Source organism: Sinorhizobium medicae (assembly GCF_007827695.1).
GTDB lineage: Bacteria > Pseudomonadota > Alphaproteobacteria > Rhizobiales > Rhizobiaceae > Sinorhizobium > Sinorhizobium medicae.
Genome location: NZ_VITA01000002.1, coordinates 353,628 through 379,137, shown reverse-complemented (window position 1 = coordinate 379,137; position 25,510 = coordinate 353,628). Strand labels below are relative to the sequence as shown.

27 protein-coding genes are annotated in these 25,510 nt (G+C 62.6%); 12 read left to right on the top strand and 15 right to left on the bottom strand.

What is annotated here, in order from left to right; all coding sequences use genetic code 11:
* The first annotated feature begins 40 nt into the window (after window positions 1–40).
* Window positions 41–1,531, top strand: a complete 1,491-nt coding sequence (gene purF, locus FB009_RS05130; protein ID WP_011974927.1) for an amidophosphoribosyltransferase — start codon at window positions 41–43, stop codon at window positions 1,529–1,531.
* An 11-nt stretch (window positions 1,532–1,542) separates the two neighbouring features.
* Complete coding sequence (locus tag FB009_RS05125) at window positions 1,543–2,283, top strand: SDR family NAD(P)-dependent oxidoreductase (RefSeq protein ID WP_024311243.1); 741 nt, start codon at window positions 1,543–1,545, stop codon at window positions 2,281–2,283.
* A 118-nt stretch (window positions 2,284–2,401) separates the two neighbouring features.
* Here the strand turns inward: FB009_RS05125 and pssA are convergent, their stop codons facing one another.
* The 4 genes from pssA to FB009_RS05105 form a co-directional block, all read right to left on the bottom strand.
* Window positions 2,402–3,289, bottom strand: a complete 888-nt coding sequence (gene pssA / locus FB009_RS05120) for a CDP-diacylglycerol--serine O-phosphatidyltransferase (RefSeq protein ID WP_011974925.1) — start codon at window positions 3,287–3,289, stop codon at window positions 2,402–2,404.
* A 9-nt stretch (window positions 3,290–3,298) separates the two neighbouring features.
* The gene (locus tag FB009_RS05115) at window positions 3,299–3,997 is read right to left on the bottom strand and encodes a phosphatidylserine decarboxylase (RefSeq protein ID WP_011974924.1); all 699 of its coding nucleotides are present in this window, start codon (window positions 3,995–3,997) and stop codon (window positions 3,299–3,301) included.
* Between the two features lie 106 nt (window positions 3,998–4,103).
* Window positions 4,104–5,987 (bottom strand): ABCB family ABC transporter ATP-binding protein/permease, encoded by a 1,884-nt coding sequence (locus tag FB009_RS05110; RefSeq protein ID WP_024311244.1) that lies wholly within the window; start codon window positions 5,985–5,987, stop codon window positions 4,104–4,106.
* A gap of 293 nt (window positions 5,988–6,280) precedes the next feature.
* Entirely contained in the window at window positions 6,281–7,999 is a 1,719-nt protein-coding gene (locus FB009_RS05105; protein WP_011974922.1) for a LysM peptidoglycan-binding domain-containing protein, read from the bottom strand.
* Window positions 8,000–8,241: 242 nt separating this feature from the next.
* On the opposite strand from FB009_RS05105, the gene FB009_RS05100 reads away from it, so the two are divergent.
* A complete protein-coding gene (locus FB009_RS05100; RefSeq protein ID WP_011974921.1) occupies window positions 8,242–8,859 on the top strand; it encodes an LOG family protein in 618 nt (205 codons plus the stop codon).
* A gap of 31 nt (window positions 8,860–8,890) precedes the next feature.
* Here FB009_RS05100 and rarD read toward each other — a convergent pair whose 3' ends face one another.
* The 7 genes from rarD to cysS all read right to left on the bottom strand — a co-directional run bounded on the left by rarD (window position 8,891) and on the right by cysS (window position 15,615).
* A complete protein-coding gene (gene rarD / locus FB009_RS05095) occupies window positions 8,891–9,832 on the bottom strand; it encodes an EamA family transporter RarD (RefSeq protein ID WP_011974920.1) in 942 nt (313 codons plus the stop codon).
* A 258-nt stretch (window positions 9,833–10,090) separates the two neighbouring features.
* Complete coding sequence (gene cimA / locus FB009_RS05090) at window positions 10,091–11,707, bottom strand: citramalate synthase (protein ID WP_011974919.1); 1,617 nt, start codon at window positions 11,705–11,707, stop codon at window positions 10,091–10,093.
* A 56-nt stretch (window positions 11,708–11,763) separates the two neighbouring features.
* Window positions 11,764–12,726, bottom strand: coding sequence for a prolyl aminopeptidase (pip, locus tag FB009_RS05085; RefSeq protein ID WP_011974918.1), 963 nt, complete (start codon window positions 12,724–12,726; stop codon window positions 11,764–11,766).
* A complete protein-coding gene (locus FB009_RS05080; RefSeq protein WP_011974917.1) occupies window positions 12,723–13,223 on the bottom strand; it encodes a GFA family protein in 501 nt (166 codons plus the stop codon). The genes pip and FB009_RS05080 overlap by 4 nt, the downstream gene beginning before the upstream one ends.
* Window positions 13,220–13,699, bottom strand: coding sequence for a GFA family protein (locus tag FB009_RS05075; protein ID WP_018012821.1), 480 nt, complete (start codon window positions 13,697–13,699; stop codon window positions 13,220–13,222). Before FB009_RS05075 ends, FB009_RS05080 begins: the two co-directional genes overlap by 4 nt.
* Entirely contained in the window at window positions 13,696–14,178 is a 483-nt protein-coding gene (locus FB009_RS05070) for a GFA family protein (RefSeq protein ID WP_011974915.1), read from the bottom strand. The genes FB009_RS05075 and FB009_RS05070 overlap by 4 nt, the downstream gene beginning before the upstream one ends.
* A 36-nt stretch (window positions 14,179–14,214) precedes the next feature.
* Window positions 14,215–15,615: a cysteine--tRNA ligase gene (cysS, locus tag FB009_RS05065; protein ID WP_011974914.1), complete on the bottom strand. Its 1,401-nt coding sequence runs from the start codon at window positions 15,613–15,615 to the stop codon at window positions 14,215–14,217.
* A 404-nt stretch (window positions 15,616–16,019) separates the two neighbouring features.
* Between cysS and FB009_RS05055 the strand changes: the two genes are divergently transcribed.
* Window positions 16,020–16,169 (top strand): hypothetical protein, encoded by a 150-nt coding sequence (locus FB009_RS05055; protein ID WP_011974913.1) that lies wholly within the window; start codon window positions 16,020–16,022, stop codon window positions 16,167–16,169.
* 38 nt (window positions 16,170–16,207) lie between these two features.
* Here the strand turns inward: FB009_RS05055 and FB009_RS05050 are convergent, their stop codons facing one another.
* The gene (locus FB009_RS05050; protein WP_018012823.1) at window positions 16,208–17,038 is read right to left on the bottom strand and encodes an SOS response-associated peptidase; all 831 of its coding nucleotides are present in this window, start codon (window positions 17,036–17,038) and stop codon (window positions 16,208–16,210) included.
* Between FB009_RS05050 and FB009_RS05045 the strand changes: the two genes are divergently transcribed.
* The 8 genes from FB009_RS05045 (at window position 17,037) to FB009_RS05010 (ending at window position 22,190) form a co-directional block, all read left to right on the top strand.
* Window positions 17,037–17,501: an NUDIX hydrolase gene (locus tag FB009_RS05045; RefSeq protein ID WP_011974911.1), complete on the top strand. Its 465-nt coding sequence runs from the start codon at window positions 17,037–17,039 to the stop codon at window positions 17,499–17,501. The genes FB009_RS05050 and FB009_RS05045 overlap by 2 nt on opposite strands.
* On the top strand, window positions 17,498–17,941 hold the full coding sequence (locus tag FB009_RS05040; RefSeq protein ID WP_011974910.1) for a TIGR02301 family protein: 444 nt from the start codon (window positions 17,498–17,500) through the stop codon (window positions 17,939–17,941). The genes FB009_RS05045 and FB009_RS05040 overlap by 4 nt, the downstream gene beginning before the upstream one ends.
* A 157-nt stretch (window positions 17,942–18,098) precedes the next feature.
* Window positions 18,099–18,368: a hypothetical protein gene (locus FB009_RS05035; RefSeq protein WP_010969047.1), complete on the top strand. Its 270-nt coding sequence runs from the start codon at window positions 18,099–18,101 to the stop codon at window positions 18,366–18,368.
* Window positions 18,369–18,383: 15 nt separating this feature from the next.
* Window positions 18,384–19,130 carry a hypothetical protein gene (locus FB009_RS05030; RefSeq protein ID WP_011974909.1) on the top strand — a complete coding sequence of 249 codons (747 nt, stop codon included), beginning with the start codon at window positions 18,384–18,386 and terminating at the stop codon, window positions 19,128–19,130.
* A gap of 109 nt (window positions 19,131–19,239) precedes the next feature.
* Window positions 19,240–20,088 (top strand): CAF17-like 4Fe-4S cluster assembly/insertion protein YgfZ, encoded by an 849-nt coding sequence (gene ygfZ, locus FB009_RS05025; RefSeq protein WP_011974908.1) that lies wholly within the window; start codon window positions 19,240–19,242, stop codon window positions 20,086–20,088.
* A complete protein-coding gene (locus tag FB009_RS05020) occupies window positions 20,085–20,693 on the top strand; it encodes an HD domain-containing protein (RefSeq protein ID WP_024311247.1) in 609 nt (202 codons plus the stop codon). The genes ygfZ and FB009_RS05020 overlap by 4 nt, the downstream gene beginning before the upstream one ends.
* Window positions 20,694–20,695: 2 nt before the next feature.
* On the top strand, window positions 20,696–21,232 hold the full coding sequence (locus FB009_RS05015) for a tyrosine phosphatase family protein (RefSeq protein WP_145161474.1): 537 nt from the start codon (window positions 20,696–20,698) through the stop codon (window positions 21,230–21,232).
* Window positions 21,183–22,190, top strand: coding sequence for an NUDIX hydrolase (locus FB009_RS05010; protein WP_026161104.1), 1,008 nt, complete (start codon window positions 21,183–21,185; stop codon window positions 22,188–22,190). Before FB009_RS05015 ends, FB009_RS05010 begins: the two co-directional genes overlap by 50 nt.
* 73 nt (window positions 22,191–22,263) lie before the next feature.
* On the opposite strand, the gene FB009_RS05005 is transcribed toward FB009_RS05010, so the two are convergent.
* From FB009_RS05005 to FB009_RS04995, 3 genes are all read right to left on the bottom strand, one after another.
* Window positions 22,264–22,782: a superoxide dismutase family protein gene (locus FB009_RS05005; RefSeq protein ID WP_011974904.1), complete on the bottom strand. Its 519-nt coding sequence runs from the start codon at window positions 22,780–22,782 to the stop codon at window positions 22,264–22,266.
* Between the two features lie 103 nt (window positions 22,783–22,885).
* Window positions 22,886–23,785 carry a carboxylating nicotinate-nucleotide diphosphorylase gene (gene nadC, locus FB009_RS05000; RefSeq protein ID WP_011974903.1) on the bottom strand — a complete coding sequence of 300 codons (900 nt, stop codon included), beginning with the start codon at window positions 23,783–23,785 and terminating at the stop codon, window positions 22,886–22,888.
* Window positions 23,786–23,834: 49 nt separating this feature from the next.
* Window positions 23,835–25,433, bottom strand: a complete 1,599-nt coding sequence (locus tag FB009_RS04995; protein ID WP_011974902.1) for an L-aspartate oxidase — start codon at window positions 25,431–25,433, stop codon at window positions 23,835–23,837.
* Window positions 25,434–25,510 lie beyond the last annotated feature (77 nt).

Below are 25,510 nucleotides of genomic sequence, written 5' to 3'. Positions count from 1 at the left end.
TCACGATATGCGCACCGGCACGTAGCAAAGGCGAAATGCGATGACCGATCTCAGATCCAGCGAAATCCATGACGAACTCGAGGGCGACACCCTCCACGAAGAATGCGGCGTTTTCGGCATTCTCGGACATCCGGACGCAGCAACCCTGACGGCGCTTGGCCTGCACGCGCTCCAGCATCGCGGCCAGGAGGCAGCCGGTATCGTTACGACCGACGGCAAGCAGTTCTATACGGAAAAGCGCATGGGTCTCGTCGGAGATCATTACACGGACCCCGCGACACTCGCCAAGCTGCCGGGCTATATCTCCATCGGGCATACGCGCTATTCGACGACCGGCGAGGTGGCGCTGCGCAACGTCCAGCCGCTCTTTGCCGAACTCGAAGTCGGCGGCATCGCGGTCGCCCATAACGGCAACTTCACGAATGGCCTGACGCTTCGCCGCCAGTTGATTGCCGACGGTGCGATCTGTCAGTCGACCTCGGACACCGAAGTCGTCCTTCACCTCATCGCCCGTTCCAAGCAGGCCTCTTCCTCCGATCGCTTCATCGACGCCATCCGCCAGATGGAAGGCGGCTATTCGATGCTGGCGATGACTCGAACCAAGCTGATCGCCGCACGCGACCCGATCGGCATCCGCCCGCTGGTCATGGGCGAGCTCGACGGCAAGCCCATCTTCTGCTCGGAAACCTGCGCACTCGACATCATCGGTGCCAAGTACATCCGCGATATCGAGAACGGCGAAGTCGTCATCTGCGAGATCCAGCCGGACGGCTCGATTTCGGTCGATGCGCGCAAACCGCAATCAGCGCAGCCTGAGCGGCCCTGCCTCTTCGAATATGTCTACTTCGCGCGTCCGGACTCCGTCGTCGCAGGGCGCAGCGTCTATGTGGCCCGCAAGAACATGGGCGTCCATCTCGCCGAAGAATCACCGATCGATGCGGACGTCGTCGTTCCTGTACCCGATGGTGGCACGCCGGCTGCGCTCGGCTACGCACAGCGCAGCGGCATCCCCTTCGAATACGGGATCATCCGCAATCACTATGTCGGTCGAACCTTCATCGAGCCGACTCAGCAGATCCGCGCCTTCGGCGTCAAGCTCAAGCATTCCGCGAACCGGGCGATGATCGCCGGCAAGCGCGTCGTGCTCGTCGACGATTCGATCGTTCGCGGCACCACCTCGGTCAAGATCGTGCAGATGATCCGCGATGCCGGGGCGCGCGAAGTGCATTTGCGCGTCGCCAGCCCGATGATCTTCCATCCGGATTTCTACGGCATCGATACTCCCGACCGTGACAAGCTGCTCGCCAACCAGCATGCGGATCTAGCGTCGATGTGCCGCTTCATCGGCGCCGATTCGCTTGCGTTCCTGTCGATCGACGGGCTTTATCGCGCTGTCGGCGGCGAGCCGCGCAACCGGCAGGCACCACAGTTCACCGATCACTATTTCACCGGGGACTACCCGACCCGCCTTCTCGACCAGGGGGCGTCCAACAACGTCCGCAAGCTTTCGGTCCTCGCCAGCAACGGATAATGAACAACAATATGATGCCCAATCTGAAAGACCGGATCGCCGTCGTTACCGGCGCATCACGCGGGATCGGCTATTTCACGGCTCTGGAACTTGCCAAAGCGGGCGCCCATGTCGTTGCCTGTGCACGCACCGTCGGTGGGCTCGAAGAACTGGACGATGCGATCAAGGCCCTCGGTGGCTCGGCGACGCTCGTACCCTTCGATCTTGCGGACATGACCGCCATCGACAAGCTTGGCGGCGCGATCAACGAACGCTGGGGCAAGCTCGACATTTTGGTCGCAAATGCAGGCGTTCTCGGCACGATCTCCCCGATTGGCCATGTCGAAGCCAAGGTCTTCGAAAAGGTGATGGCGATCAACGTCACCGCAACCTGGCGCCTGATCCGTTCGCTCGAGCCGCTGCTCACCCGCTCCGACACCGGCCGCGCCCTCATCCTCTCGTCCAGTGCGGCGCATAAGTGCAAACCTTTCTGGGGGCCCTACTCCGCCTCCAAGGCTGCGGTCGAGGCACTGGCCCGCACCTGGGCCTACGAGACGCAGCGCCTGCCGCTGCGCATCCTCAGCGTCGATCCGGGTGCCACACGCACCGCCATGCGGGCTCAGGCCATGCCCGGCGAAGATCCGGAAACCGTGCCCCATCCATCCGAAATCGCCCAGTCGCTGATGCCGCTTCTCGGACCCGAGCAGACCGAGACCGGCAAACTTTTCATCGTTCGGGAAAAGAAGATCGTCGATTACCGCATGCCGGAATAGACCCGCGGCGCTCCACTCCCCCGGATGTTCGAGGGGGAACGCGGGTCAGCGGCTTGTCCCTTCTCCCCGCCAAGACGCGGCGGCGGGATACGGGCATTCGCAATGGATATCCTTGCAACTACTCGCTGTCCCCCGGCAGGCCATCGTTCCCGTGGGCGGAAGGCCAGTCGCCGTATTTGCGCTGCCAGGAACGGGCGCCAAAGGGCAAGGTCACCAGATAGGCGACCGCCGTCACTGCCATCGTCTCCCATGTATAGGTCATCAGCGTCGCTACATAGAGGACGACGACCAGGATGACGGGCAGCACCAGGTCGCGTCGCACGCGGTTTTCCGACTTGCCCGACCAGACGGGCAGACGGCTGACCATCAGGAAGGCGATCAGGACGGTATAGACCGATGCGATCAGCGCAAAGGTCCGGTCCGGCGCAAGGCCCAGCAGGCCAAGATAGACCGGCAGCAGCACCAGCATCGCGCCGGCCGGCGCAGGAACGCCGACGAAATATTCCGACTGCCACCTCGCCTTGACCTGGCGCTCCGCCATCACATTGAAACGCGCGAGTCTGAGGCCCGCGGCAATGGCATAGATCAACGCCGCGATCCACCCGACGGAACGGGCTTGGTCCAGCAGAAAGACGTAGAGGACGAGCGCGGGCGCAACACCGAAATTGATGATGTCGGCAAGCGAGTCCATCTGCACCCCGAAGCTCGACGTCGCCTTCAGGAGACGCGCGATGCGTCCGTCTATGCCGTCGAGGAAGGCGGCCAGCAGGACCATCGCAACCGCGAGCTCGAAACGATTCTCGAAAGCCAGGCGGATGCCCGAAAGACCCGCACAGATCGCCAGAACGGTGATCATGTTGGGGACCATCAGCCGTAGAGGGATCTCGCGCAATCGCGGCCCTCGCGCCTTGTCGTGCGAACCGGTATCCTGCGATCCAGCCGCCTGGGCATGCTCAGCGGCGACTTCCTGGTTCCCTGCGGATTTTTCGTGGCGGGGTTCTTCCATGACCTGTCCTCACGCGCGGCGGCTGATGACCGGCCCCTTCGCCGATCCGAATTCTGCGATCACTGTCTCGCCGGCGGTGGCTGTCTGGCCCACCGTCACACGCGGCTCTGCACCGGCGGGAAGGAACACATCGAGACGCGACCCGAAGCGGATGAGTCCGAAGCGCTCCCCGGCCTCGAGCGATGCGCTCTCCCTTGTCCAGCAGAGGATGCGGCGGGCGACGAGTCCGGCGATCTGAACGACGCCGATCTGACCATGTTTCGTCTCGAGAACGAGGCCGTTTCGCTCGTTTTCCTGGCTCGCCTTGTCCAGCTCGGCGTTCACGAACTTGCCGGCACGGTAGGCGATGCGGCGAACCGTGCCGCTCATCGGCGCACGGTTCACATGGCCGTTGAAGACATTCATGAAAACCGAGATGCGCAGCATCGGCTCCGATCCGAGACCCAGTTCCTCCGGCGGCGTCACGGTGGCGACCGAGGATACGGTGCCATCCGCTGGGCTGATGACGAGATCGTCGTCGATCGGGGTCATCCGCTCCGGATCGCGGAAGAAATATGCGCACCAAGCGGTCAGAAGGAAGCCGATCCACATCAGCGGCTCCCAGAGAAAGCCGAGGGCAAGCGAAACGACAAAGAAAATCGCGATGAAGCGGTAGCCTTCCCTGTGGACCGGTACAAGCGTGTTGCGCACTGTGTCGATCAAACTCATGAACTCTACTCTCCATATTTGCTTTGCGACGTGAACTAGCGCGAATTGGACAGGTCGGCAATGTCGAACGGCCCGGATGGATGGACGCGCAGCGAAATCCTTGGGCTCAGAGCGCCGGAACACCGCGGTCGACAATGCCGAGATCGTCGCTCTCACGCACGCGCTTCAGCTGCTCCTCGGCCTGCGTTGCCTCGCGCTGGCGGCTCCACATGGAGGCATAGAGGCCGTTGCGGTCAATCAGTTCGCCATGCGTGCCGCGTTCGGCGATGACGCCATCCTTCAGGACGATGATCTCGTCGGCATTGATAACTGTCGACAGGCGATGGGCGATGACGAGCGTGGTTCGGTTGCGCGACACGATATCGAGCGCAGCCTGGATTTCCTGCTCCGTCTTCGTGTCCAGTGCGGAAGTGGCCTCGTCGAGAATCAGGATTGGCGGCGCCTTCAGGATGGTGCGCGCTATCGCGACGCGCTGTTTCTCGCCACCGGACAGCTTCAGCCCGCGCTCGCCGACCATGGATCGGTAACCATCCGGCAGGTCGCGGATAAAGTCGGCAATCTGCGCTGCCTCCGCCGCCGCCTCGACCTCGGCGTCGCTCGCCGTCACCCGGCCGTAACGGATATTGTAGGCAATCGTGTCGTTGAAGAGCACCGTATCCTGCGGCACCATCCCGATTACGGCGCGGAGGCTCTTCTGAGTGATGTCGCGCACGTCCTGACCGTCGATGGTAATCGATCCTTCCTGCACGTCGTAAAAGCGATAGAGCAGCCGCGACAGGGTCGACTTGCCGGCTCCGGAGGGGCCGACGACGGCCACTGTCTTTCCAGCGGGCACCTCGAAGCTGATCCCCTTCAGAATCGGCCGTGCCGGGTCATAGGCGAACTGTACATCCTTGAAGGCGATCGCGCCTCGCTGGATCTCGAGCTCCTTCGCATCGGGCCGGTCGACGACCTCCGCCCGAACGTCGAGGAGATCGAACATATGCTCGATATCCGTCAGCCCCTGGCGGATTTCGCGGTAGACGAAACCGATGAAGTTCAGCGGAATCGCGAGCTGGATCAGCATCGCATTGATGAAGACGAAATCGCCGATGGTCTGTTCGCCGCGCTGCACGGCGAGCGCCGAAATCGTCATCATCACCGCGGTCCCGGCTCCGAAGATTAGTGCCTGCCCGAAGTTCAGCCAGCCGAGCGACGTCCAGACCTGCGTTGCTGCCCGCTCGTAACGCTCCATGGATTTGTCGAAGCGGTTCGCCTCCATCTCCTCGTTGCCGAAATATTTGACGGTTTCGAAGTTGAGCAACGAATCGATCGCCTTTGTGTTCGCATCGGTGTCGCTGTCGTTCATCGACCGGCGAATGGCGATGCGCCAGTCGCTCGCTCTTACCGTGAACCAGATGTAGAGAGAGACAGTGACCGCGGTTACCAGAAGGTATTTGAAGCCGTAGCCCCACCAGAAGATCACCGCAGTCAGCAGGAACTCGATGAGAGTCGGCACGCTGTTGAGGATTGTGAAGCGGACGATCGTCTCGATGCCTTTGGTGCCGCGCTCGATGATGCGCGAGAGCCCGCCGGTACGCCGCTCGAGATGGAAGCGCAGCGAAAGCTGATGCATGTGAACGAAGGTCTTGTAGGCAAGTTGCCGGACGGCGTGTTGGCCAACACTGGCGAACAGCGCATCGCGCAACTGGTTGAGACCGGCCTGCAGCAGACGGGCAAAATTATAGGCGAGCACCAGCATGACGGCGCCCGTCAGGAATACCGGCAGAAAACCCAGCGCCTCCGGCTTGTTGTTGAGCGCATCCGTCGCCCACTTGAAGAAATAGGGGACGAGGATGAGCACGGCCTTGGCGATCACCAGGATAACCGTCGCCCAGACGACCCTCAGTTTCAGATCAAGCCGATCAGCCGGCCACATATATGGCCAAAGATTAGCTATGGTTTCGATCGGATTGGCGCTGTCGGCGGAAACCGTCTTCTTCTGGGGCACGTCTCAGTCCGCTTCATTAGTTGATTGACGAAGACGTGTGGACGAGCCGCGGCACCAGATCACATTCGCGACTGCAGGTCAGAACACCTAAAATCATGATCGTGAACGAGCCTATAATTTAGGGGAGAGCGGGATACAGACGGGAAACCGCACGCCCTTTTTCTCGCTCCAGCGCGTCTCATCCAGCACCGGCTTCAAGGAAAAGCGGCGCCTTTTTGGATGACACCGCCTCTTTTTTTGCATGTAGGTTTAGCTTCCCATCGGCGCAATGGAACTGTCGGGAAAAGATAATCTTAGTGCCGCATATGCTTGCGGTGAATTTCCCGCGATTCTTCCTCGGTAAGCATCTCGTCCGGAACCCCAAAAACCTGACCGGGCCGGATCAGGTCCGGGTTTTCGATCTGCTCGCGGTTTGCAAGATAGATCGTGGTGTAGCGCAGACCGGCACCGTAGACACGGCGCGAGATCTGCCAGAGCGTGTCGCCGCGGCGGATGATCACCGACGTCTTGCTTTCCTTGAGTGGCGCCTGCTCGATCGTTTCGGGCTGTTCCGTTGCAGCATTCAAACCGGTCGCCGCTGCTGGCTCGGCCGCAGGTGCGGCCGCATCACCGGCTGCCGGAGGGGCGGCTGTCCGGGAGAGTTCGCTCGTCGGCATGGCCAGCGGCTCGGCGGAAGCCACCGACGTGCTGACATTCTGGCGCGTCAATGCGGACCCGAGAGCGCCATCCACCTTCTCCACCGCCGCCGCAACGCTTGCAGCGTCCTGCGGCGAGGCCTTTAGCGCCGCCAGCGCCGTCGAGGCCGCGTCCGAAGCCTCGGCGGCCGCCGCAGCCAGCGCGGGATCGGAGGTGTCGGCCGGCTTGAATTCGGCCAGCGACTGAAGGGCGAATTCGGTTGCCGAGCGGGCTGCGGCAAGTTGCTCCGTGGAGGGTTGCTTCCCGCCGGAGAAGAGCCCTTTCAGCAGTGTCAGCGCCTTGCCCGCTTCCGCCTTCAGCCTGTCGAGACCCGCAGTGGGCGCTCCGAGCGTCGTACCGGCAATGGCGGCGACCTGGGCTCCTTCCGGCCTGTCGAAGGGGACGGAAGCACGCATCGCCACCTTGCTCGCGTCTTCATTCATCATGTCGGCACGAATGATGTGGCTGCCGATCGAGAGTTCAATCGGGCCATCGACGACGAAATGCCCTTTGTCGTCGGCTTCCACCTCACCCAACAGTTGGTCGTTCGCATAAATGCGGACAAGCGCCCCGGGCTTGGCGTTGCCTGCGACATACATCATGCTGCCTTCGATCTCGACCGCGGTGACCTGCAGTCCGGGAACGGTGGCCGGAGCGGCGGACGTGTCGGAAGCTCCACCGGTTTCACCGGATGGCGCCATACCCGTGGCGACGGCCTCCTGCACCGGCTTTGGCTCAGCGTCCGGCGTCGTTATCAGCCGGCTCGCCTTGCCCTGCCTCGAGACCATCGCCAGCAACTGGCCACTCGCATCCTTCGGCACTGAAACGGTGGCAACCTCTTCCGACGACTTGCTCTGACCGGCCGAGCCGACGCTTCTGAGCGTCAGCTGGTGGTCGCCCGCCGGGAGCGGCTTGTCGAAGACGGCGGCGAAATCGCCACCAGCGCCCACGTCCGCGGTACCGACGACCGCGTCGCCGCTCAGAATTTCGAGCTTCGTATTCGGCTGGGCCCTGCCCGCGACGACCGTCGAGCCGTCCGGTTCGACGCGCAGCACGTCGAACCCCGGAACCACCCAGGCCGTCGCCGGATCAGACGCAGACGATGCGACTTGATTCGGGGAGCCAGCTGCCGCCTGTTTCGCAGCTGTGCCTAGCGGGACGGCGGACGAGCTTCCGGCGTCTGTTGCCGCCGGTCGGGCAGGCTGGCCGCCTGTCCCGGATTGAGCCACCGCCTCCTTGTCGCTTTCGCGCAGGTTTGGCTGAACCACAAAAACCATCAATGCGGTTGCGATTGCCAGGACGCCAAGGGCCACCCAGCTGGCCTTATTCTTAATCATGCCACTCTCCACAGGGCGGAGCGCCTTGATGCTCCCCGCATGCCCCATCGGCCGGCGCTACGACGCTAGCTGCGCATTATAGCGCACCCGCAGCACACTGTCCGAATTCTTCAATGTATTACCGAAATTGCTAACGTTTCTTATAGTTCTATACAAGCGCCACAATGATTCCGAGGCTCGACAGAAGGATATTTCTCGTCCATTTTCCTTGACCGGTGCTGCAGTGCAATGTCTTTTGGGCCATGAACAAGGAAACGACACCGATTCTATCCGTCTGCGTTTATTGCGGTTCTCAGCCCGGGCGCGACGAGGCCCACATCGAGGCCGGCCGCATCCTCGGCAGATCGATCGCCGAACATGGTCTTCGCCTCGTCTATGGCGGCGGCACGCGCGGGATCATGGGCGCCGTGGCAAGCGGCGTACTTTCGGCCGGAGGACACGTGACCGGCATCATTCCCGAGTTCCTGATGGACAAGGAAGCGACCCGCCACTCGCTCGGCCAACTGAACGAACTGATCGTCACCGCCGACATGCATGAGCGCAAGCACGAGATGTTCGAGCGCGCGGATGCTTTCGTCGCCCTTCCAGGCGGGATCGGTACGCTCGAGGAAATTGTCGAAATCATGACATGGGCACAACTCGGCCGTCACAGGAAACCCATGGTCTTCGGCAATGTCAACGGCTTCTGGGACCCGATGCTGGAGCTGATCGACCACATGCGCGACCAGGGTTTCGTTCATACGGCGCATCTGGTGCAGCCGCTCGTTATCGGCCGGCCGGAAGACATCGTCCCTGCAATAGTTGCGTCGACCTCCGCGAACGGACGCGACGGCGAAGCCGGTATCATCGCGAAACTCTGAGCCCCCGCTCGCAGCGCTTTTGCTGAAGATTCTATTCGGCCGGTGTCGGTTGCGCCGCGCGCCGTGCCCTGCTCTCCTGCAGCATCGCTCCCGAATAGATGAAGAGCGCAGCCCAGATCAGTGCGAAAGCAACGAGCTTCGCCGTTCCGAAAGGTTCGTGAAAGACGAAGACGGCGATCAGGAAGATCATCGTCGGAGCGATATATTGCATGATCCCGATCGTCGAGAGCCGGAGCAGCTTTGCCCCATTGGCATAGATCATCAAAGGCACGGCGGTGACGACGCCGCAGGCGAGGAGCAGCAGAACATCGGTCATGCTGGTGTAACCGAAGAAGTGTCCCTGCCCGGCAGCCTCGAGCCAGATGATGTAGCCGGCGGCGGGGATGCTGAGCAGCAAGACTTCGAGGAAAAAGCCCTGGTTTGGACCGACAGGCAGCGTTTTGCGGAAAAACGCGTAGAAGCCCCAGGAAAAACACAGTCCGAGCGAGACCCAGGGGAGACCACCCGCGTCGAAGGCAAGCACACCGACGGCGACCGCGGCGAGACCGATTGCCACCATCTGCGCCGGATTAGGTCTCTCCTTGAGCAACAGCGCGCCCAGAAAGATGGAGAACAAAGGATTGATATAGTAGCCCAGGGCCGTCTCTATAGCCCGTCCCGCCCCGATCGCCCAGACATAGATACCCCAGTTGACGGTGATGAGCCCTGCGGTGAGCGTAGCCATCATCAGCACGCGAGGAGACCGCAGCGCAACTTTAACATCCTGCGTCCGGCCGATCCACAGCAGCACGAGACCGGCAAGCGGGACCGACCAGACGATACGATGCGCAACGACTTCAGCCGCGGGAATATGCGCCACCGCCTTCATGAAGAAAGGCAGGAAGCCCCATAGAAGATATGCGGCGAGCGCGAAGGCGAAACCTCTCGCGGAATCGGTATTCTCTGCGTTCAATTTCGCATTCGGCTCGGCCATGATTCTGATCCTGAAAATAAACCGGAGCCAAGCGCGAAACCGCTCCGGATTCAATCGACGGCGAAACCTCTCGGGCGCATTGCCGCCTTTACTGCTGCGCCCTCCTCCAACGGAGCGTCCTACTCCAACGGGAGGTGATGCACCAATTCATTTCCGTGAACCGACGGATGAACGGCGTTGATGTGCCTGGGGCACTTCCAGGAAACGGGAGTGCGGTTTTCCGCCATCCTGTCCGCCCAGATTTACTCGGATCCAAGACTACTCGGCGGCGATCAATCCGACCTGATCGCGATTTTTGAGCAGCTTGTAGACGATACTGTCCATCAATGCCTGAAATGAGGCATCGATGATGTTGTCGGACACGCCGACCGTCCACCAGCGTGCGCCGGTGCGATCGGTCGATTCGATCAGCACGCGGGTGACCGCCTCGGTGCCTCCGTTGAGGATGCGCACCTTGTAATCGGCAAGCTCCAGATCGGCGATTTCGGACTGGTACTTCCCCAAGTCCTTCCGGAGTGCGAGGTCGAGTGCGTTGACGGGGCCATGCCCCTCGGCAACGGACATCATCGTTTCGCCATCGACGATGACCCTGACCACCGCCTCCGACACCGTCTTCAGCTTGCCGTTGGCGTCGAAGCGGCGCTCGACCATGACCCGGAAGCTCTCAACATGGAAGAAGTCGGGCACTGTGCCGAGTATTCGGCTGGCGAGAAGCGCAAAGCTCGCATCCGCGCCTTCATAGGCATAGCCTGTTGCCTCCCGCTCCTTGACGATCGAAATCAACTTGTCCAGCCGCGGATCGTCCTTGGAGACGGTGATGCCACGCCGCTTCAGCGCATTGATGAAATTGGCCTTGCCGCCCTGATCGGAGACCATGACCTTGCGCAGATTGCCGACGCTTTCCGGCGCGACATGCTCGTAGGTCCTCGGATCCTTCAGCAGCGCCGAGGCGTGAATTCCGGCTTTGGTGGCGAAGGCCGAAGCGCCGACATAGGGCGCCTGAGGATCGGGCGAACGGTTGAGCAACTCGTCGAAAGCATGCGCGAGCTTGGTCAGTTCCTGGAGCCTTTCGGCGTCGATTGCCGTTTCGAAGCGGCTCGAATAGGCATCCTTCAACGAAAGCGTCGCAACCAGCGTTACGAGGTTGGCGTTGCCGCAGCGCTCGCCGATGCCGTTCAGCGTGCCCTGGATCTGACGAACGCCGGCTTCGACCGCCGCCAGAGAATTGGCCACCGCCTGCCCCGTATCGTTATGCGCGTGGATACCGAGACTTGCACCGGGAACGCCGGCCGCTATCACGGCCGAGACGATCTCTCGGATTTCCGGCGGCTGCGTCCCGCCATTCGTGTCGCAAAGCACCACCCAGCGTGCGCCGGCTTCAAAAGCCGTTGTCGCGCATGCGAGCGCATAGGCGGGGTTCGCCTTGAAGCCGTCGAAGAAATGCTCGCAATCGACCATCGCCTCGCGCCCGGATGCAACCACCGCCTCCACCGACGCACGGATATTTTCGAGATTCTCCTCATTGGAGCAACCGAGCGCCACGTCGACATGATAGTCCCAGCTCTTGGCAACAAGACAGATCGCATCGCTTTGCGCGCCCAGCAACGCATTCAGGCCAGGATCGTTGGAGGCGGATACGCCAGCGCGCTTGGTCATTCCGAACGCCACGAATGAGGCATTCTCGGTGCGTTTGCGCTTGAAGAACTCGGTATCGGTCGGATTGGCGCCCGGATATCCGCCTTCGACGTAATCCATGCCGAATTGATCGAGCATGGACGCGATCGCAATCTTGTCCTCGACGGAAAAATCGATACCAGGCGTCTGCTGCCCATCTCGAAGAGTCGTGTCGAAGAGGTAGATGCGTTGCCTGGTCATATCTCGGTCCCAACGTATGGATCAGTACATCGATGGTGGGCTTTTCGGCCCGCTCCTTATTCGGCCTTGCCGGCGAATTTGTCGGTCGATCGGATCAGCCGATCGAGAATGCCGGGCTCCGAATAGGCGTGCCCGGCCCCCTCGATCAGATGGAATTCCGCTTCCGGCCAAGCCTTGTGCAATTGCCATGCATATTTCGCCGGGCACGGCATATCGTAGCGGCCGTGCACGATCACACCCGGAATGCCGCGGAGCTTATGCGCATCGCGCAGCAATTGGCCCTCTTCCAGCCATCCGGCATTGACGAAGAAATGGTTCTCGATGCGGGCAAAGGCGAGCGCGTATTCGTCTTCCTCGAAGGGCGTGCTGGTGGCCGGCTCCGGCAGAAGCGTTATCGTCTCGCCCTCCCATATGCTCCAGGCGCGTGCCGCTGCAAGCCGTATCGCACGGTCATCGCTCGTGAGGCGGCGATGGTAGGCGCGCATCATCTCATGGCGCTCTTCCGGCGGGATCGGGGCGATGAAGCGTTCCCACTTGTCGGGGAAGAGTTCCGAAACGCCGAACTGATAGTACCAGTCGAGCTCGGCCCTGGTCAGCGTGTAAATGCCCCTGACGACGAGTTCGGAGACCCGCCCGGGATGGGTTTCGGTATAGGCAAGCGCCAGCGTCGAACCCCAGGAACCGCCGAAAACCAGCCATTTGTCCGCGCCGGCCGCTTCCCTCAGCCGCTCGATATCGGCGACGAGATGCCAGGTCGTGTTCGCCTCGATCCCGGCATGCGGCTCCGACTTGCCGCAGCCGCGCTGGTCGAACAGCGTCACGTCGTAGAGCGCCGGATCGAAGAGCCGCCGGTGGTTCGGCGAAATCGTACCGCCCGGGCCACCGTGCAGGAAGACCGCCGGCTTCGCTCCGGGCGTGCCCACCCGCTCCCAGTAGATCGAATGGCCGTCGCCCACATCGAGTCGACCCGAGGCGTAGGGCTCGATTTCCGGATAGAGAGTACGCAATGGAGAACTCACGATAGATCTTCCTCGGGCGGCCAGTGCACCGTGTCGTAGTCGGGATGCTGGCGATTGGTTTCAAGAACAAGCAGGTGTCGCTCGGCAGCCGCATCACTGCCATCGTCCGTCTCCCTTTCCGGGAGAGCCGGCAGATGCGAAAACCAGAACATCCGCGACTCCACGCCGGACTGGTAGACAGGATGAACGTCATCCGGATCGTCGAGCGAACCGAGGGCGATATTCAGAAAGCTCGCCTCCGGCATGTCGTAGAAGAGCGGCGTCCCGCAATCGCGGCAGAAGCCGCGGCGCACGAGAACGGACGAGCGGTACCAGGAAGGCTGTCCGCGCGTGATGCGGACGTTTTCGCGCGCGATATTGGCGAGCGGCAGGAAGTAGTTGCCCGCTGCCTTCTGACACATTCGGCAATGACAGATATGCGGATCGTCCAACGTGCCCTCGGCGCGGTAACGGACCGCGCCGCACTGGCAGCCTCCGGTAAAGATGCGTCCGATCATCTTGCCCAGACCCCGCCGGGCGGCCATTGCTCCGTCTCATGGTCCGGATGCTGAAACGAGATGATCTGCTCCTGCCGCCCATAATAATCGGGATCTTCGTGAACCGGCTGCTCGAAGATCGTCTCGACCCACGGAAGCCGGGACTGGTAGTTGACCTGGATTTTCGGCGCGAGATCGGAGCGGTCGTCAAAGGCGCCAATCGCGATTTCAAGACCGCCGGGATGCCGGTAGGTCAGCGGCGTTCCGCATTTCGGGCAGAAGCCGCGGTCGATATTGACGGAGGACTGGAAATAGCTCGGTTCGTCCCGGATCCATTCGACGCCGCCCGCCGGCGCCGTCACCAGAGCGGAGAAGAACGAGCCGAACTGTTTCTGGCACATGCGGCAATGGCAGATCGAAGGACGTCCGAGCTCTCCGCGAATCCGGAAGCGGACCCCGCCGCACTGGCAGCCTCCTGTTCTGACGGCATCACTCATCGTCTTTCCTCCGGTGGCCAGGTTTCGGTGTCGTGGTCGGGGTGCTGGTAGGAAACGAGATAGGCAAGAAACGAGGCCGCTTCACCGTCGGCCATGGTCTCTTCCCCGGGCAGGGCGGATACGTGATCGACATAGGGCAATTTCGCCTCGATGCCCCATTGGATGACCGGCACGATGCCGTCGGGCTCGTCGAAGGCCGCAATCGCCAGGGCCATGCCGTCCGGCGCCTCGTAGGTCAGCGGCGTTCCGCAATCGCCGCAGAAGCCGCGCCATACGGCATTCGAGGACTGAAAGCGCTTGCGCTCGCCGCGTGTCCAGACCAGTTTTGCGGCGCGCACCGAAACGAGCGGCAGATAGAAATTGCCGCTCGCCTTCTGGCACATGCGGCAATGACAGACCGAGGCGTCGGCGAGTTTGCCCTCGACACGGAAGCGGACCGCGCCACACTGGCACCCGCCCGCATGAATTTCGTCAGCCATATCGCTTCCTCTCCCTTGCCGCTCTACCCGACGTGCCTAGACCTGAGACCGTTTCACCTCCCAGGTCGTTACCCGTTCGCCAGTCTCAGGATCCTTGCCGTCCTTGAGCTGAATTCCCCTTGCGAGGAGATCGGCGCGAATGCCGTCGGCCTCCGCGTAATTCTTGCTCTTCAGGAGTTCCAGGCGTTCACGGACGCGGCCGTCGATCTCCTGCACGACCGCCTCGTCGAGCTCGATCTCCTTCGGCTCCACGCCGAGAAGGGCCGCGCTGGCGGCGAAGGCGCCCAGATGGCGGGCATCGGCAGTGGCCTTTTGCGCCAGAGCATGCAGAGCCTGTATTGCGGCCACGGTATTGAGATCATCGGTGAGCGCGGCCACGACAGCCGGGTCCGCCTCGCCCGAGGCGGACCCGTGAACCGGCCATTTCGACAGCAGATGCTCGGCCTCCTCCAGCCGCTTGATCGAGAAGTCGATCGGCTCCCTATAATGGGTCATCAGCATCGCCAACCGGAGCACCTCGCCCGGCCATTTGCGGCCGCCGAACTTTTCGGTGTGAAGAAGGTCGTAGATGGTGATGAAGTTGCCTTCGGACTTCGACATCTTGCGGCCCTCGACCTGCAGGAAGCCATTGTGCATCCAGACATTCGCCATCACCGCGGTTCCGTGGGCGCACCGCGACTGGGCGATCTCGTTTTCGTGATGCGGGAAGATCAGGTCGATGCCGCCGCCGTGAATGTCGAAGACTTCGCCGAGATAGCGCCCGCTCATAGCGGAGCATTCGATGTGCCAACCGGGCCGCCCGCGACCCCAGGGGCTCTCCCATCCCGGCTCGTGCCCGGCGGATAGTTTCCAGAGCACGAAATCGCCCGGGTTTCTCTTGTGCGCCTCGACGGCAACACGGGCACCCGCCTGCTGCTCGTCGAGATTGCGTTTGGAAAGCTGCCCGTATTCCGCCATCGACCGCGTGTCGAAGAGTACCTCGCCCTCAGCCTCATAAGCATGGCCCTTGGCGATGAGCGTTTCGATAATCTCGATCATCCCCGGGATGTTCTCGGTGGCGCGAGGCTGCACTGTGGGATCGAGGCAGCCGAGCAATGCGGCATCCTCGAGGAATCGCGTCTCGGTCCTCTCAGTCACATGCCGGATAGCCTCGTTCAGCGGCAGGCCGGGATAGTCGCGCAGTGCCCGCGCATTTATCTTGTCATCCACGTCGGTGATGTTGCGCGCATAGGTGACATGATCCGTGCCGTAGACGTGCCGCAGCAGCCGGAAGAGGACGTCGAAGACGATGATCGGCCGGGCATTGCCGATATGGGCAAAGTCGTAGACCGTCGGGCCGCAGACATACATGCGGACGTTTTTCGGATCGATCGGCCTGAAATCGGTCTTTTCCCGCGTCAGCGTGTTGTACAGCTTCAAAACCGTCATTCCGCCCATCCCAAATTCTCCAAGTCTGCATGCAATCAGAATAGCCCTGCCCGGGTGGCCCCGCGCGTTGTCATCTTGGATTTCTGGAGACGAAAACGGCCAGGCCAGCGGATCGCTAGCGAATAATCTTCCGGCAGATAATGCAGATAACCGTTTTCATGGCGACCCTTATCGCGCGTCGCTCGGCGGCGGTCAAGAGGTGAGCCATGCGCAAGCGAAACTCGTCATTCTGCAAGCAGGCGGTCATGGATTTGTGCGATTTGGCTTATCTGAGGCTGTCAGGGGAAGGAGATTCGCGTATGCAGCCCGACACTGCATCAGATCCAGTTTCCGAGGAACAACAGGGGCATGGTTTTCGTTGAAAATTAACGAGAACTAATGTTCCCAATGGGAGACACCAAGGAAGGCATGCAATGAAGGCCGTCAAGATTGCCGAACGCAACCCGCCCCCATCCGATCTGCTGACGAAATATCGCCCGCTGGGTTTGAAAGCGGTCCTAGCTGCCGCCCTGCAAATCAGGGCGAAGCCGGTTGACAAGAAGATCGCGAAGCGTTCCGCTTGAATACCTAGAACCGAGGCGGATGAGGAGCAGCGGTTGGCTTAGAACAGCGACATCTGTCCGCCATCATCCCGGTCGTCGGCGCGCCTTTTCTTCGGGATTGGCGCAGCGGGCGTGACTTCATCCTGGAGGTCCGGCCCGGTATTGGTGACCTTGTTCACCTTCTCCGAAATCGGGATTGCCTCGAAGTAATCTTCCGCCGCAGGCACCATGAGATCGGCGACGTCGCGCGGCTCCTGGCTCTTGCAATCGAGCCAACGGGAAAAGTCCTCCGGCTGGATCACGACCGGCATTCGGTCATGGATGTGGCTGACGGCCCTGTTCGCGCCCGTCGTCAGGATCGCTGCGGTGTCGACTTCGGAACCGTCAGCGGAAGACCATGTCTCCATAAGTCCGGCGAGGGCAACGATCCCGCCCTTTCTGGGCCGCACCCAAAACGCTTGCGCGGCATCCCGGCTGCCTTTGGCGGGGCGCTGCCACTCGTAGAAGCCGGAAGCCGGCACCAAAACGCGGCGGTGGCGCATCGCCGCGCGAAATGCCGCCTTCTCGATCGCTGTCTCGGCCCGCGCATTGATCAGCAGTGGAAACTTGCGCGGGTCCTTCACCCAGCCGGGCGTAAAACCCCAGCGGACGAGCAGAGCCTTGCGCTCCGGCAGATTACTGCCGGGCTCTGCCCGTTCGGATGCGACGACTACGATGATCGGCTGCGTCGGCGCGATATTGAAGCGCGCGGGAAAGCCCTCGGCCTCCAGGAGGCCGAACAGCTCCAGCAATTCCTCCGGTGTCGCCGTAAGCGCAAAACGTCCGCACATGACATCGGTGTGGCACTTCGCGTAGTATGGGTCAACGACCGAGGTGAATTTCGATTCCATGATGACAGAACAACCCCAGCGCGCCTCCTCCGCCATTCTCGAGCGGAACGGCCGCTACCTTCTTGTCCGGCGCGCCAATCCGCCCTCGGCGGACATGTACGCTTTCCCCGGAGGCCGGGCGGAGCCCGGGGAGACGCCTGCGGAGACGGCATTGCGAGAGCTCGCCGAGGAGACCGGCATCGAGGCCCGAAATCCCGTGCTCTTCGAAGCCTACGACCTGCCGGGAAAAGGGCCCGAGGAGCGTCACTTCCTGCTCTCGGTCTTCACCGTCGAAGCTGATCCCGATTCGGTCGCGGTTGCCTGCGACGACGCCGCCGGCCTTGGCTGGTTTACGCGCGAGGAGATCTTCGACTTGCCCATCCCGGAAAGCGTGCGCGATTGCGTGGAAAAGCTGGCAACCGGCGGACACAGGGGTAATCCCGGGTTCGTAACGGCTACCGCCTCGGATTTGAGGGGCTCATGATCGATACGCCGCGGCCGTCCGCATTGTTTCTGACAGGTTTCCTTCTCATGGCCACCACGGTTGCGGCGGCCCAGGAAAAGCAGTCTGCCCCGCCGGCAACCGCTCCCCCTGCAGATGCGGCAGAGGAGGGAAAGCCGGCCCCTTATGACCAGCGTTTGATCCGCCTCGCGGAAATTCTCGGCTCCGTGCATTATCTGCGCAATCTCTGTCTGGACCAGCTCGAGGACGGCTGGCGCCGCTCCACGCAGGAGCTGATCGAGAAGGAAGCGGCAGGAGAGCCGAAGCGGCGCGAGCGCATAACCGCCGCTTTCAACCGGGGCTACCGAACCTTTGCCTCGGTCTATACCAAGTGTACGGAGCCCGCCACGATGGCGGAAGAACGGTACCGTGCCGAAGGCGCAACACTCGCCTCGGAAATCGTCGCACGCTTTGGAAATTAGGAGGATATTAACCTCTTTTTCCGTGACCCCGTGTCGTTTCGGGAAAAGGCTGCTAAGTTTGTTAAGAGAGTGGTAAGAAGTAGCCGGCCTTTCTGCCCGTTCAGTTGCGGTTCAGCGGATAGGCGTTAGGTTAGCCAGTGCATGTAATGGAAGCCGCATGGAACGAATGATGGAACCAAGCCTGACAGACATCGACGACATGATCGTCCACGAGAAGATGCAGGCGGCACTCGAGCACCAGAACGAGGCCTGGGCGGATGGCATGGCCGACGGCATCGAGCCCGAAATCATCGCCGATGCGGCGATTGCGCTGGCCATGCGCGAAACCGTCCGGCTGCATGGCGAAGAAGGTGCCGAGGCAATGCTGAATTCGCTTCGTGAGCGCATGCTCGCCGGAGAATTCTCCCCCGAGCGGACAATTCAGTAACATCAGGACTGCCCGATGAACCGGAACCCTGCAAGCCGGGCCCTCCCGGTTGGTCTTGTCGTGCTGCTGCTGGCGAGCGCGATTGCGACCGGCACGCCTGCGCTGGCCCTCAGCGAGTTTCAAGGCGCTCCTCCCCCCATCGGCAGCGAACGGAACGCAGCACCGGCCGAGGAAACCGAAGAGGCAGCCCCGGAAGAACGGACCCCTTTCGAAATTCCGATGCCCGACCCTCTCGTCGACAGAACGGCGGTCCAGCTGAAGGACGATGAGATCCCCGCTCCGGAGGTGCTGGAGCCTGTCGAGGTGCTGACGGATGTCTCGAAGATACCGGAGCCGGTCGCTCGCATGCGCGAGTTGATCGTCGAGGCCGCAGCTTCGGGTGACATCGAGCGGCTGCGGCCGCTGCTCGGCAAGGGGCCGACCCAGACTCAGGTTACCGGGACCGCTGGGGAAGAGGACCCGATCGCGGCGCTCAAAAGTCTTTCGGGCGATCAGGACGGCATCGAAGTCCTGGCGATCCTCCTTGATCTCATGTCCACGGGCTTCGTACTTGCGGACAAGGGCACCCCTGAGGAGGCCTATGTCTGGCCCTATTTTGCCGAAAAACCGCTCTCGTCGTTGACCGCGCCGGAAAAGGTCGACCTTTTCCGGCTCGTGACTGCCGGCGACTTCGCGGGAATGGAGGAGTTCGGCAGCTACAATTTCTATCGGGTCGGCATCACGCCCGACGGCCGGTGGAAATTCTTCGTCGCAGGCGATTGAGCAAGCTTCACAACGAGAGTAGCGGGAATGCCGGCGGATACCGTTCGGCATGCTTGCCCTTCCGCCACAGACATCCTACCTCTTCGAGACAGAGAATAGGACTCGACATATGCCAAAGGTTTGCCTCGACGGCCGCGCTATCATCCATGTCTCCGGAAAAGACGCGGATACGCTTCTCCAGACTCTGATCACGACGGATATCGCCCAACTGGGTGCGGACGAGATCAGGCCCGGGGCACTCCTGACCCCGCAGGGAAAGATTCTTTTCGATTTCCTGCTTTCCCGCGACGGGGAAGCCTTGCGGCTGGAAACGACCGGGGACCAGGGCGAGGCCCTCGTCAAACGCCTGACGATGTACAAGTTGCGTTCGGCGGTGGAAATCTCCCTGCAGTCCCCTGCGCCGGTCACGGTCGTATTCGGAGAGGATGCGCCTGCCGGGAGCTATCGCGATCATCGTTTCGAGAAGGCGGGCGTGTCCGTTTTCCGCCTCTATCGCGACCTGCCTTCGGCCGAAGCGGGCATCGCCGATTTCGACGCGCTCAGGATCGCCGCCGGTATTGCCGTTGCCGGCCGTGACTATGCCCTCCAGGATGCTTTTCCGCATGACGTGCTGATGGACCTGAACGGCGGTCTTTCTTTCCGCAAGGGCTGCTATGTCGGCCAGGAAGTCGTTTCGCGAATGCAGCACCGCGGCACCGCGAGACGCCGCCTCGTCATCATCGCCGGCGAGGCGGCGTTGCCGCCGACGGGAACGAGCATCTCCGTCAACGGGCGGACGATCGGTTCTCTCGGTACCGCGCGCGACCGGAATGGCCTGGCTATCGTGCGTATAGACAAGGCAGGCGAAGCGATCGCCAAGGGAGACACCATCCTTGCCGGCGACGTGCCCGTTAGCCTGACGTTGCCCGCCTGGAGCGGGCTCGCCTTTCCGAGCGAGGCAGACGAGGCGAGCGCGTGATGAATGCGCGTGCGTGGCAGCGTATGCTTTCCGGGCGGCGGCTCGACCTTCTCGATCCCTCTCCGCTTGACGTGGAGCTTTCCGATATCGCCCACGGGCTTGCGCGCGTGGCGCGGTGGAACGGGCAGACGTCCGGCGACCACGCCTTTTCCGTTGCCCAGCACAGCCTCGTCGTCGAGGAGATCTTCCGCCTTACCAACCGCTGCGATGCCCAGGATTGCCTGATGGCGCTGCTTCATGACGCTCCGGAATATGTCATTGGCGACATGATTTCGCCGTTCAAGGCCGTTGTCGGCGGCGGCTACAAGACGGTGGAGAAGCGCCTGGAAGGTGCCGTTCACATCCGTTTCGGTCTGCCGGCCCACACGCCCAGGGAGCTCAAGGAGCGGATCAAGAAGGCCGACCGGGTCGCCGCCTATTTCGAAGCGACGGAGCTTGCCGGCTTTTCTGCTGAGGAGGCCCGCAAGTTCTTCGGCCAACCACGCGGCGTCACCCGCGAGATGTTGCTGATCGAACCCTTGCCGGCTGTCGAGGCGCAGCGGCTTTTCGCAGCGCGCTTCGTTGCGTTGGAGACCGAGCGCGCCAAAGCGCGGCAGGAGGCGTGAGCATGACGGGTATCGTGGTCTCGCCGCTTCGGCGCATCGCGGAAATGGCCGTGCGGCACGGCTGCCGCGAAATGTTGAGCCTGCTTGCGAAGGGGCAGGATTTTCATCGCCCTGCCGTCATCGATCAGGCGAAGCATCTGAAGATCGGCGTCAACGACATTACCTTTGCGGGAATGGGCGGTCTGATCGCCCCCCAGGAAGAACATGTTCGCGGGATCATCGGCTTCGCCCGTAACTGGGACCGGACAAGGCCAATGCTCATCCACTGCTGGATGGGGGTCTCCCGTTCGCCTGCGGCCGCGCTGATCGCAGCGCTTGCAGTCGAGCCGGACCAGGACGACCACGCGCTCGCACGGCGCCTCCGGCTTGCTTCGCCCTTCGCGACGCCGAATGCGCGGCTCGTCGAATTCGGCGACGAGGCCTTGTCGCGCAAGGGCCGGCTCGTCGATGCGGTGCGGTCCATCGGACGCGGCGCCGATGCCGACGGCAATGCACCCTTCATCCTGCCTCTTGTGGAAGACTTGCAACATGTCGGGTGAAGGGCCGCCGGGCACGGTGGAGATCGGGCTCAATGCGGTGATCGTTGCGGTTGTCAGCCGCAGCCCTCGCATCCTCGCCGTCAGCGAGCCGGACGGCGACGCGCGCGACAGCCTGCCTTTCGGACCCTTCGACCCGGCCCGCCACCGCACCTTCGAGGCAAGCCTGCGCGCACGCGTCGAGAAGCGGACCGCCCTCAAGCTCGGCTATATCGAACAGCTCTATACTTTCGGTGACCGTGGGCGCCAGCGGCTGCCCGGCGAGGAAGGCAAGCACATGGTTTCCGTCGGCTATCTGGCGCTGACGCGCACCGACGCCGAAAATACCGAGCGGCTGGCCGGCGCTGGTGCCCACTGGCGGGACTGGTACGGCTATCTTCCCTGGGAGGACTGGAGGCTCGGGCGTCCAGCGATACTCGACCGGACTATCCTGCCGGCGCTTGCCCGCTGGGAGTCGGGCGACGAAAAGCCGGCGGCGGCGCAGCGCCGTTCGAGAATACGCCTCGCCTTCGGCCTTGACGATTTTCCCTGGGACGAAGAGCGGGTGCTGGAGCGCTACGAACTGCTCTACGAGGCCGGGCTGGTGCGCGAAGCAGTGATCGACGGCCATTGCCGCGACCTGGAGCCTCCGGCGGCAGGGCTGGCGATGCGGCACGACCATCGGCGAATCGTCGCGACCGCGGTCGCGAGGCTTCGCGGCAAGCTCAAATATCGGCCGGTGGTTTTCGAATTGATGCCGCCGGCGTTCACGCTTACGGACCTGCAGGCAACCGTGGAAGCGATCTCCGGGCGCCATCTCCACAAGCAGAATTTTCGCCGCCTTGTCGAGGGAGCGGAACTCGTCGAGCCAACCGGAGAAACCCTGGCGTCCACCGGCGGACGCCCGGCTGCACTCTTCCGCTTTCGCCGCCAGATCCTGGACGAGCGACCCGCGCCGGGTCTCAAGGTCGGCGGGCGCTGAACGGCCCTGCCTGGCGCCCAATCCAGCCGGACAAAGTCCTCGAGCTGAAAGACCCTTCACGGGGCGGCATGCATTATTTCACCACCGCGCAGGCCAGCCGGTCGCCTGCATCGCCAGACGGTTGGCTGCGATTGTCGTCCGAATGCATGTGGATTACCAAAGCGCGGCCGCGAAGACCGTTGCCGGCGTCGTCGAGGGAAACGAAGCTGTTGAACACATGCGCGCGCAGGGTTCCGTCGGCGCCGACATACTGGTTCGGCATATCGCCTGCATGCGGGCCGTTCGCGGCCAGAAAACCATGCTCGGTATTCTCGTCCTTGCCGGCGAAATGCTTGCCCGCGGACTCGAAACCCTCCTTGGGGTCACACCGCCCCATTTCGTGAGCGTGAAAGGCGACCCAGCTATCTTTCGGCAGGCCGCTTATCTCCATTTCGATCAGCACGCCCTTGCCGCCTGCCGTCAAAGTGGCCCGTCCAATATCCGTGCCGTCCTTGCCCATGAACTCGGCCGTCGCCGTCTGCGAGGATTGTTGCGCCGAGGCGGCGCTTGCCATTCCGGCCGCAACGGCGATCGCGATCATCGTTCTCATCATCGGAGTTCTCCCTCTCACGCGCGGGTTGATCGGGAACAACGCGCGGCTGCCGCGGTCGTTCCGTTAGAACGCGGTGGAGTTGTGGTAAGCCCCGAGAAGCGGGCTAAATCGACACGTCCAGACCGATGTCGAGCGTCGGCGCGGCCATCGTGATCTTCGATGTCGAGATGTAGTCCACGCCCGTTTCGGCAATTGCCCGAATGGTTTCGATCCTCACATTTCCGGATGCTTCGAGCCTGGTGCGGCGCAGGTCGCCGGCGTAGGAAGCGGAGGTAAGCCCCCAATGCGCCGCATTGATTGCGACGGCTTCGCCGAGCAGTTCCGGTCCCATATTGTCGAGCAGGATCACATCCGGAGCGGCGGTCAAGGCTTCGCGCAGCTGCGCAAGCCCATCCACTTCGGCTTCGACCTTAACGAGATGGCCGCAGTAAGCCCGGGCGGCCCGTATGGCGCCGGCAACCCCGCCGGAAACGGCAATATGGTTATCCTTGATCAGCACCGCGTCGTCGAGACCGTAACGATGATTGGAGCCGCCACCGAGGCGGACGGCGTATTTTTCGAGCGCGCGAAGCCCGGGGATCGTCTTGCGCGTGCAGCAGACCCTGGCCCCGGTATGGGCGATCTCATCGGCGAAAGAGGCCGTGTAGGTCGCGACTCCCGAAAGATGCATGAGAAAGTTGAGTGCCACCCGCTCGGCGGACAGAATCCCCCGGGCACGGCCGGAAATTCGCGCAATCGTCGCACCTGACGCCACGCGATCGCCATCCGCGGCGACCGCTTCGAAGCGGATAGACGGATCGATCAGGCGGAAGGCGGTCCGGGCCAGGTCCAGCCCGGCCACGACGCCCGCTTCGCGCACGCTCATTTCGGCGCTCGCCTTCCGGTCCGGTCCGATCGTCGAGAGCGTGGTGATGTCACCAGCCCGGCCGAGATCTTCGAGAAGGGCGGCTTTCACCTGCTCCTCGAGCATGAGGACGGGCAGTTCGGGGCGAAGGGCGGTCATGATGTCGTTCCTGCGGTTGGAAGGGTGTCAGTTTGCGCCTTTGCCGCCGTCATGCCGGCTCGCTCTCGGCCACTTCGACGGCCAGGCGCTCCGCCTGGGCAAGCGTCAGGTAGGTCCGGCGCTGCCAATCCGGCCGCTCACCCGGGCAATCGGCGCGGAAATGACCGCCGCGGCTTTCCGTCCGCTGCAGCGCCGCGACCGCTATGAGCTTGGCCGTGGTGGCTATATTGGCGAAGCGAAGTCGCTTGTTGGCCCGCTCGAGCCGCGTGATCCCCTGGATCGCGCGGGTCAGGCTTTCGCGCGTCCGCACGACTCCGACGCAGTCGCTCATCAGCTGCCGAAGCAGCTTGAAAGGCGGACTGTCTTCGACCGTCACGGGATCGTCATTCTCGCCGGCATTGTCGCCCCAGGAGGTGAGCTTCGGCGCCGGCAAGCTGCCCTTGATGTTTTCCGCGATGCGCGCCGCGAATACGACCGCCTCGAGCAGCGAATTGGAGGCAAGGCGGTTGGCGCCGTGAACGCCCGTCGAAGTCACTTCGCCAGCCGCCCAGAGTCCGTCGATGGACGTCCGCCCCTCCCCGTCCGTCAACACGCCGCCCATGTGGTAATGCACGGCCGGGACGACGGGGATCGGCTGTGACACCGGGTCGATACCCGCTGCCATGCACGATGCGTAAACGGTCGGGAACATGTCGGGAAAATGCCTGCCGACGGCCTTCGTGCAATCGAGGAAGGCTCCGCGTCCGGCCTGAACTTCCGCGAAGACGCCGCGGGAGACGATGTCGCGCGGCGCAAGCTCACCATCCGGGTGGATGTCGAGCATGAAGCGCCGGCCTTCCGCATTGATGAGGATGGCGCCGTCGCCGCGCAAGGCTTCGGTGGCGAGCGGCGCTGGATCCTTGCCGATATCAATTGCGGTCGGATGAAACTGAACGAATTCGGGGTCGGCGATGATGGCACCCGCCCGCGCCGCCATGCCGACGCCCTGACCGCAGGCTTCCCAGGGATTGGTCGTGACGGCATAGAGATGGCCGACGCCGCCGGAGCACAGAACGACGGCGCGCGCCGGGAAGGAAACGCGGCTCTTCGACTGGCCGGCATCCGGCCGTGCAACGACACCGGAGATGAACCGCCCCTCGCGCACGAGTTCCTCGACAACATAGCCCTCGATCACCCGGATGGACGGAGTATTGCGCACCGCGGCAATCAACGCCTCCATGATCGATTTACCGGCCATATCGCCCTTGACACGGACGATGCGTCGCTCGGAATGCGCGGCTTCCCGCGAGAGCATGAGCTTTCCCTCGAGATCGCGGTCGAAGGGCACTCCGAATTCGAGCAGGTCGTGGATGCGGGCCGGGCCCTCGGCGACCATCATGCGCGTCATCTTCTCGTCGACGATACCGGCACCGGCCGCGACCGTGTCGGCGACATGCTTGTCGAATGTATCGCCCTTGCTCATCGCCGCGGCGATCCCGCCTTGCGCCCATGCCGAGGAGGCGCCGTAGCCGATCGGTGCGGCGGCAAGGATCGTGACCGGACGCGGCGCCAGCTTCAGCGCGCAGAAAAGCCCTGCAAGGCCGCCGCCGACGATGACGATGTCATCGATCCCGTTGAAGGATTGCGGACGAAAATGGTCGGTCAACATGGCTCAGCACTCCTCCAGACCTGCGGCGCCGCGCGTCCTCTCTGACACGCAAATCTGCCGCAGTATTTGAACCCTGC

Bases quoted from the DNA above. Each gene is read 5' to 3' on its own strand.
- purF (WP_011974927.1), top strand. From the start codon at position 41: ATGACCGATCTCAGATCCAGCGAAATCCATGACGAACTCGAGGGCGAC.
- FB009_RS05125 (WP_024311243.1), top strand. From the start codon at position 1,543: ATGATGCCCAATCTGAAAGACCGGATCGCCGTCGTTACCGGCGCATCA.
- pssA (WP_011974925.1), bottom strand. From the start codon at position 3,289: ATGGAAGAACCCCGCCACGAAAAATCCGCAGGGAACCAGGAAGTCGCC.
- FB009_RS05115 (WP_011974924.1), bottom strand. From the start codon at position 3,997: ATGAGTTTGATCGACACAGTGCGCAACACGCTTGTACCGGTCCACAGG.
- FB009_RS05105 (WP_011974922.1), bottom strand. From the start codon at position 7,999: ATGATTAAGAATAAGGCCAGCTGGGTGGCCCTTGGCGTCCTGGCAATC.
- FB009_RS05100 (WP_011974921.1), top strand. From the start codon at position 8,242: ATGAACAAGGAAACGACACCGATTCTATCCGTCTGCGTTTATTGCGGT.
- rarD (WP_011974920.1), bottom strand. From the start codon at position 9,832: ATGGCCGAGCCGAATGCGAAATTGAACGCAGAGAATACCGATTCCGCG.
- cimA (WP_011974919.1), bottom strand. From the start codon at position 11,707: ATGACCAGGCAACGCATCTACCTCTTCGACACGACTCTTCGAGATGGG.
- FB009_RS05080 (WP_011974917.1), bottom strand. From the start codon at position 13,223: ATGATCGGACGCATCTTTACCGGAGGCTGCCAGTGCGGCGCGGTCCGT.
- FB009_RS05075 (WP_018012821.1), bottom strand. From the start codon at position 13,699: ATGAGTGATGCCGTCAGAACAGGAGGCTGCCAGTGCGGCGGGGTCCGC.
- FB009_RS05070 (WP_011974915.1), bottom strand. From the start codon at position 14,178: ATGGCTGACGAAATTCATGCGGGCGGGTGCCAGTGTGGCGCGGTCCGC.
- cysS (WP_011974914.1), bottom strand. From the start codon at position 15,615: ATGGGCGGAATGACGGTTTTGAAGCTGTACAACACGCTGACGCGGGAA.
- FB009_RS05055 (WP_011974913.1), top strand. From the start codon at position 16,020: ATGAAGGCCGTCAAGATTGCCGAACGCAACCCGCCCCCATCCGATCTG.
- FB009_RS05045 (WP_011974911.1), top strand. From the start codon at position 17,037: ATGATGACAGAACAACCCCAGCGCGCCTCCTCCGCCATTCTCGAGCGG.
- FB009_RS05050 (WP_018012823.1), bottom strand. From the start codon at position 17,038: ATGGAATCGAAATTCACCTCGGTCGTTGACCCATACTACGCGAAGTGC.
- FB009_RS05040 (WP_011974910.1), top strand. From the start codon at position 17,498: ATGATCGATACGCCGCGGCCGTCCGCATTGTTTCTGACAGGTTTCCTT.
- FB009_RS05035 (WP_010969047.1), top strand. From the start codon at position 18,099: ATGGAACGAATGATGGAACCAAGCCTGACAGACATCGACGACATGATC.
- FB009_RS05030 (WP_011974909.1), top strand. From the start codon at position 18,384: ATGAACCGGAACCCTGCAAGCCGGGCCCTCCCGGTTGGTCTTGTCGTG.
- ygfZ (WP_011974908.1), top strand. From the start codon at position 19,240: ATGCCAAAGGTTTGCCTCGACGGCCGCGCTATCATCCATGTCTCCGGA.
- FB009_RS05015 (WP_145161474.1), top strand. From the start codon at position 20,696: ATGACGGGTATCGTGGTCTCGCCGCTTCGGCGCATCGCGGAAATGGCC.
- FB009_RS05010 (WP_026161104.1), top strand. From the start codon at position 21,183: ATGCACCCTTCATCCTGCCTCTTGTGGAAGACTTGCAACATGTCGGGT.
- FB009_RS05005 (WP_011974904.1), bottom strand. From the start codon at position 22,782: ATGATGAGAACGATGATCGCGATCGCCGTTGCGGCCGGAATGGCAAGC.
- nadC (WP_011974903.1), bottom strand. From the start codon at position 23,785: ATGACCGCCCTTCGCCCCGAACTGCCCGTCCTCATGCTCGAGGAGCAG.
- FB009_RS04995 (WP_011974902.1), bottom strand. From the start codon at position 25,433: ATGTTGACCGACCATTTTCGTCCGCAATCCTTCAACGGGATCGATGAC.